Annotated in this window: 6 protein-coding genes and 1 pseudogene; 2 read left to right on the top strand and 5 right to left on the bottom strand. The window is 58.6% G+C overall.

Features of this window, described 5'->3' with window-relative positions:
• From FEM54_RS34725 to FEM54_RS22820, 4 genes and pseudogenes are all read right to left on the bottom strand, one after another.
• Window positions 1-110 (bottom strand): annotated as a pseudogene (locus FEM54_RS34725) (SET domain-containing protein-lysine N-methyltransferase); the annotation flags it as partial.
• Window positions 111-256: 146 nt separating this feature from the next.
• Window positions 257-1,426: a hypothetical protein gene (locus FEM54_RS22830; RefSeq protein ID WP_099549198.1), complete on the bottom strand. Its 1,170-nt coding sequence runs from the start codon at window positions 1,424-1,426 to the stop codon at window positions 257-259.
• Between the two features lie 122 nt (window positions 1,427-1,548).
• A complete protein-coding gene (locus FEM54_RS22825) occupies window positions 1,549-3,249 on the bottom strand; it encodes an acid phosphatase (protein WP_099549199.1) in 1,701 nt (566 codons plus the stop codon).
• 101 nt (window positions 3,250-3,350) lie between these two features.
• The gene (locus FEM54_RS22820; protein WP_017134528.1) at window positions 3,351-3,671 is read right to left on the bottom strand and encodes a hypothetical protein; all 321 of its coding nucleotides are present in this window, start codon (window positions 3,669-3,671) and stop codon (window positions 3,351-3,353) included.
• Window positions 3,672-3,902: 231 nt separating this feature from the next.
• Here FEM54_RS22820 and FEM54_RS22815 point away from each other — a divergent pair, with 231 nt between their 5' ends.
• A complete protein-coding gene (locus tag FEM54_RS22815) occupies window positions 3,903-4,193 on the top strand; it encodes a nucleotidyltransferase family protein (protein ID WP_017134527.1) in 291 nt (96 codons plus the stop codon).
• The gene (locus FEM54_RS22810; RefSeq protein WP_138453168.1) at window positions 4,190-4,534 is read left to right on the top strand and encodes a HepT-like ribonuclease domain-containing protein; all 345 of its coding nucleotides are present in this window, start codon (window positions 4,190-4,192) and stop codon (window positions 4,532-4,534) included. Before FEM54_RS22815 ends, FEM54_RS22810 begins: the two co-directional genes overlap by 4 nt.
• Window positions 4,535-4,567: 33 nt before the next feature.
• On the opposite strand, the gene FEM54_RS22805 is transcribed toward FEM54_RS22810, so the two are convergent.
• A partial coding sequence (locus tag FEM54_RS22805) for a TIGR00366 family protein (protein ID WP_138453166.1) occupies window positions 4,568-5,569 on the bottom strand: 1,002 nt, incomplete at its 5' end.

Here is a 5,569-nt window from a genome sequence, read left to right as displayed (position 1 = left end):
ACCTGGAAGTGTTCACTCGAAGGGTAACCCTGTTCAACGAGCACCGTTTTGAAGGGGTAAAGGCAGTCACTCACAGCAGTTTTAGCCTTATCCATGGCTTGAGTTTTCATAACTCTCCTGGGCTAGGCTGCATCGACCTGCGATGGGGTCTGACTTCCAGTCTTGCAGCGGATGGGTGCCGTTCAAGACTCGCTGAAGTTGTAGGCGATTTCTACTGTCAGATCTGACAGTAGAAACCGGTTATATTTTGTACGATTTACAGCGCAGGGGCAGTAACAGCAGGGATTGGGGCGGCGTCTTTCAGCTGTTTCAACTGCGCCTTGATGGGCGGGGTGGCGCATTTGGCGTTGGCTTGCTCCGGGGTCAGGTTGCGCACCGAGGTGTAGAACAGCTCACAGGTCTGCTCCTTGCGCGTGACTTGCCAGGTGTTCATGCACGCCTTGAGCAACACATTTGGGTCACTGGCGGGTTTCTGGCCCATGCCGGCTTGCCAGCAGGCGGCGCTCAAGTCTTGCCCCATTACTTTCAAACCAGCCTCATCGGCTTTTTGTTCATTGCCGTCATAGCTGGCCGGATCTGCCGCATACCAGATGTAACTCGGGTGGTTGGAGCCCAGTACCGACACGGTTTTACCGGCAACCGGGCTGATCTGCGCCAGCCCCAGCACGGCGACGGTTTGGCCGTACTGTTGTTTGATCCAGTTACGCACCGGTGCGCCGAATGCCACCATCGGCAATGAGCCGTTGGCGTGCAGGCTCAGCTCCTTGACCATGCGCGTCTGGTAGTCGGCAAAGTAGCTGTAGACGTTTTCCAGGTCCTTGCCCGCATTGGACGGCGCGGCGATCGGCGCAATATCGATGATGGTCTGGTAGGCCGGTGTTTCTGTGGCCGGGATGCCATTGTCCGTGAGCAAAGTGGCCCAGCGGTCAGTGGTGGCCGATTCCAGGTAGTCCTGGGCCTGGGTCAGCGAGTAGTCGGGCGGGAAGTGCAGCAGTTCGATGCTCTTGCGGTTTTCCAGGGCCATGCCCAGCGGCAGGAACAAGTACCAGTTGTAGGCCCACTTGCCGTCGCTGTTAAGTTTGCTGGCGCCCTGGTAGGCCAGGTCGGCGGTGTTGAGCAGCGTGGTCAGGGGCTGGCCATAGTGCTCGGGCACACCGCTGAAGGTAGCTGAAACCTGGCCGTCGTGGGTTTTCACACTGACCTTGGCACGGCTGTACCCATCGCGTTGCAAGCTCTGGTTCAAATAGTGCTCGGCGGTCTGCTCCAGCGTCCATGGCCGAAAGCAGATTACGTTGCAGTTATTGGGGAACGCGAACAGTTGGGTGACGCGTTGCGTGCTGCCCAGTGGTACTTCGATGTCGGCCTGTACGACCGCACTGGCCAGCAGTGCGGCCAGTGTGAAGGACAGCCTGGTCGGTTTAAACATAGTTGGTTCCTTGTCAGCGAAAGCCCGTCTGCGCGGGGTGAAAGCCCACTTGCACACAGTAGCGGTTGACCAGGAAAACCGCGTGCTAAATCGCCAGGCATGTCGCTATTGGATAAGAAAACCTACCGGTTGAACTGCAAGGCGTTGCTCAAATCGCCCATGGGCTTCTGGCCGCGGGCGATCATCGCGTCATCGCGCTGCTTGAGGCCGTCCAGTGTCTCCAACTGGAACACGCGGGTGATCAAACGCAGGATCGACGCGGTGTCGTAAACCGTATGGTCCACCGTGCCTTTGCGTGCAAACGGCGACACCACCAACGCCGGAACCCGCGTGCCCGGGCCCCAGCGATCGCCTTTGGGCGGTGCCACGTGGTCCCACCAGCCGCCGTTTTCATCGACAGTGACCACCACCACCATGTTTTTCCACTGCGGGCTTTCTTGCAGCACTTTCAAGGCGCGGGCGATATGACGGTCGCCCGAGGCCACATCGGCGTAGCCGGCGTGCATGTTCAGGTTGCCCTGGGGCTTGTAGAACGTCACGGCGGGCAGCTTGCCGGCCTGGGCATCGGCGAAGAACTTGTTGGTGCCGGAATCATCGCCCAAACCGCCGTCACGCAAGCGTTTGTCGCGCTCAGCACGGTTTTGCGGGCCTTGTTGCTTGAAGTAGTTGAACGGTTGGTGGTGGTACTGGAAGTTCGGAATCTTCGGGATGCCGCCCGAGTCCTTGAACTGGTCCAGCGTCGCCTGCCAGGCCCCGGCGTACCAGGCCCAATCGACGTTCTTTTTCGACAGTTTGTCGCCAATGTGTTCGTGGGTTTGCGGCACCAGCACGTTGGGCAGATCGGGCTTGGAATAGTCCGGGTTTTGCGGGTCGCGGATCCAGGTCGGCCAGTATGGCGGTGCCAGGGTGTTCACGCCGTAACCGTCCGGCGTCAAGGCACTGGGGCCGAACTGCGGCGGGCCGGTCATGGCGCTGGCCGGGGACTTGTCCAGCGGCTTGAGGCGCGGGTCGGTGGGGTCATCGCTTTGCAGCGTGGCTATTTGCGCCTTGGCCACCGATTGTGCGGCATTCGGATAAAACGGCGCGGTGGCGCTGATCAGGTACTGGTGGTTGAGGAACGAGCCACCGAAAGCGCCCTGGAAGAAGTTGTCGCACAGCACAAACTCCTTGGCCACGTCCCACAAGCGCAGGGAATATCGACTCTGGGCGTAGTACCCCATCACCAGGCCACCGGAATCGGCCCAGGCGACAAAGTTGTCGTTCTTGCCGCCGTTGATCTGCATCTGGTTCTGGTAGAACACATGCCACAAATCACGAGTGACCAGGCTCAAAGGCAGGTCCTCGGCATTCGGGCCTTTGAGGGCGAATGGCGCGTTGGGCAGGTTTTCCTGGAATTGCACTTCGCTGGGGTAAGTCACCCCGTCCACACTTTGCGGGCCGACTTGCAACACGCCGCCCCAGGCCGGTGGCAGGGTGCTAAGCAGGCTGCCATCACGGTCACGTTGCTGCACGTCGGCTGCGGAGAGCGCCGACAGTGGTTTCTCCACGCCAGGGAAGTCTGCGAACAGGTTATTGAAACTGCGGTTCTCGGCGTAGATCACCACGACTGTCTTCACCTGCTCGTGCAAGGCCTTGTCCAGCTCTTGCGGTGTAAGCGGCCGCACCTCTGGCTTGCCCGCAGGCTCGCTGGTATTGCCGCAAGCACTCAAGGTCGCACCAACCCCCAGCACCGCCGCGCCCCCGAGGAAACGCCGACGGCTGGTGTCCACGGGCGGTTGGGTTACGGAATCGGGAGAAGGGCGGTCTTCGTGCTCGTCACTCATTGCTGGGCGTTCCTGCTGGTTGATTGTTGCAAGATATTTCGCAGGACGGTAGCAATGCAATGTGACGGAACGAAGACAGCGGCTTGAATGCTGAAGGGCGATTACAACAAGTGCAGTGCCAGTTGGCTGCCCGCTCGCAAGTACTCCACTTGAGCCGTCAACGCATCCTTGACGATGGCCTCACCCGTGTCGGTCAGCTTGGCTTTTTTTGCATCGATGACCGTGGTTTGCAAAAGCTGCATGGCCACGTCCATCACTTTTTGGAAGGCTGTGACGTTATTGTGCAGGCCAAACTCATTGACGACGGCAGCCATACGCCGATCGGCATCGTCTCGCAGAGCCGTGTACTCGACGAACGACACGTGGTCGTCCTTGTAAATATCATTGATCAACTCTTCCAGTGATTTGGACAGGGGCGTCATCGGATTTTCCTTGGCGTTTGTGGGTGGTAATCCAAGGCAGGTTAATCAAAGGCGCGAGGGAGGGAAGTCAGAGGCTGTCACTGCAATAAGTGGGAAAGCCCGATACATCTGGCCATGGAATTAGCAATGCAATGTGACGCAATGACGAGGTTGATGTAAGAAATCGGGCATGTATACACACACCCTGGCACTGCTAAACTGCGTCAATAATGGATGCCACCGAGGTGAACCGTGAAACCTTCAATCGCCCTTGATCTAAAACGGGCCGCCGTCAGAGAGGTGGTGGGGCGTTTCCGTATCTCAAATCCAAGGGTGTTTGGGTCTGTCTTGCTGGGTACCGATCAAGAAGGTAGCGACCTTGATCTGCTGGTAGATGCTCCGCCGGGGACCACGCTTTTTGATCTTGGTGGATTGCAGGTAGAGCTGGAGGATCTGCTCGGGGTCAATGTGGACCTGCTGACGCCTGGCGATTTACCACTGAAGTTTCGCGCAAAAGTGTTGGCTGAGGCACGCCCGGTATGACAGTAAATCGCCTCGGGGACTATTTGGATCACATAAGGCAAGCCACCGCTGATGCGATCACATTTGTTGACGGCTTGAACAAAGAAGAGTTTCTGGAAGACAGACGTACTCAACAAGCAGTTGTCATGAGTCTGATCATCATTGGTGAGGCATCAACAAAAATCATGGATCAGCATCCAGATTTCGCTGCGAGTCACCCGCAGATCCCTTGGCGTAGCATGCGCGGGATGCGCAACCGGATTGCCCACGGTTATTTCGATATCAACCTCGATGTGGTTTGGGACACGATCCAGGAGGCGTTGCCTGATCTATTGCATCGCCTTCCTGTGGTTCCAGCCTGACTGCGCCTGTGCAACAAGCGCAGTCAGGGTCGTTTAAGGCATCACCGGCGGCAAATACTTCAACGTCGTCCCCAGCGCCCACAACAGAAACAACACCAGCGGCGTGTGCACCAGCAACTGCACAAATGAAAACCCGATCAGATCCCGTGCCTTCAGCCCCAGCACGCCCAGCAGCGGCAGCATATAAAACGGGTTGATCAAGTTCGGCAGTGCCTCAGCCGCGTTATAGATCTGCACCGCCCAGCCCAGGTGGTATTGCAGGTCATTGGCCACTTGCATCACGTAAGGCGCTTCAATAATCCACTTGCCACCGCCCGACGGGATAAAGAAGCCCAGCACCGCCGAGTACACGCCCATCAACAGCGCGTAAGTGTCGTGGGAGGCGATGGAGGTAAAGAACAACGAGATATGGTGCGCCAGGGTCTGGCCGTCACCGCCTTTCACCACGGTCATCAACGCGGCGATCGAGCCATACAACGGAAACTGGATCAGCACGCCCGTGGTGGTCGGCATGGCACGCGCCACCGCATCCAGGAAGCTGCGCGGGCGCCAGTGCAGCAGCGCGCCGACCATGATGAACAGGAAGTTATAGGTGTTCAGCCCCGAAATCGCACTGATCGCAGGTTTGGTCGAGAACTCATGGAACAACCAGCCAGCCGCCAGCAAGGCCAGCAAGATGGTCAGCAGCGGGCTGTGTTCCAGCCATTCACCCGGACGCGTCGGCGGCTGTGGTTTAGGCATATTGAAGGCCGGGTCGACACCACAGGCCTTGGCATCACGCGCACTATTGGGGCCGGGTGCGGTGGCATAGGCGATGATCAGCGACACCACGATCAGCGCCAGTAACAACACGCCCGATTGCCACAGGAAGATGGTCTCGGTGAACGGGATCATCCCGGTGATCGACAGGATCGACGGCGGCAAGCTGGCCGGGTTGGCCTGCAACTGCGCCGCCGACGACGACAGCCCCAGTGCCCACACTGCGCCCAAACCCAAATAAGCCGCAGCCCCGGCGGCGCGGTAATCCATGCGCAA

The organism is Pseudomonas edaphica, assembly GCF_005863185.1.
Taxonomy (GTDB): domain Bacteria; phylum Pseudomonadota; class Gammaproteobacteria; order Pseudomonadales; family Pseudomonadaceae; genus Aquipseudomonas; species Aquipseudomonas edaphica.
This window is presented reverse-complemented; position numbering and strand designations above follow the sequence as displayed.

Coding starts and splice junctions, on each gene's coding strand:
- FEM54_RS22830 (WP_099549198.1), bottom strand. CDS start 1,426: ATGTTTAAACCGACCAGGCTGTCCTTCACACTGGCCGCACTGCTGGCC.
- FEM54_RS22825 (WP_099549199.1), bottom strand. CDS start 3,249: ATGAGTGACGAGCACGAAGACCGCCCTTCTCCCGATTCCGTAACCCAA.
- FEM54_RS22820 (WP_017134528.1), bottom strand. CDS start 3,671: ATGACGCCCCTGTCCAAATCACTGGAAGAGTTGATCAATGATATTTAC.
- FEM54_RS22810 (WP_138453168.1), top strand. CDS start 4,190: ATGACAGTAAATCGCCTCGGGGACTATTTGGATCACATAAGGCAAGCC.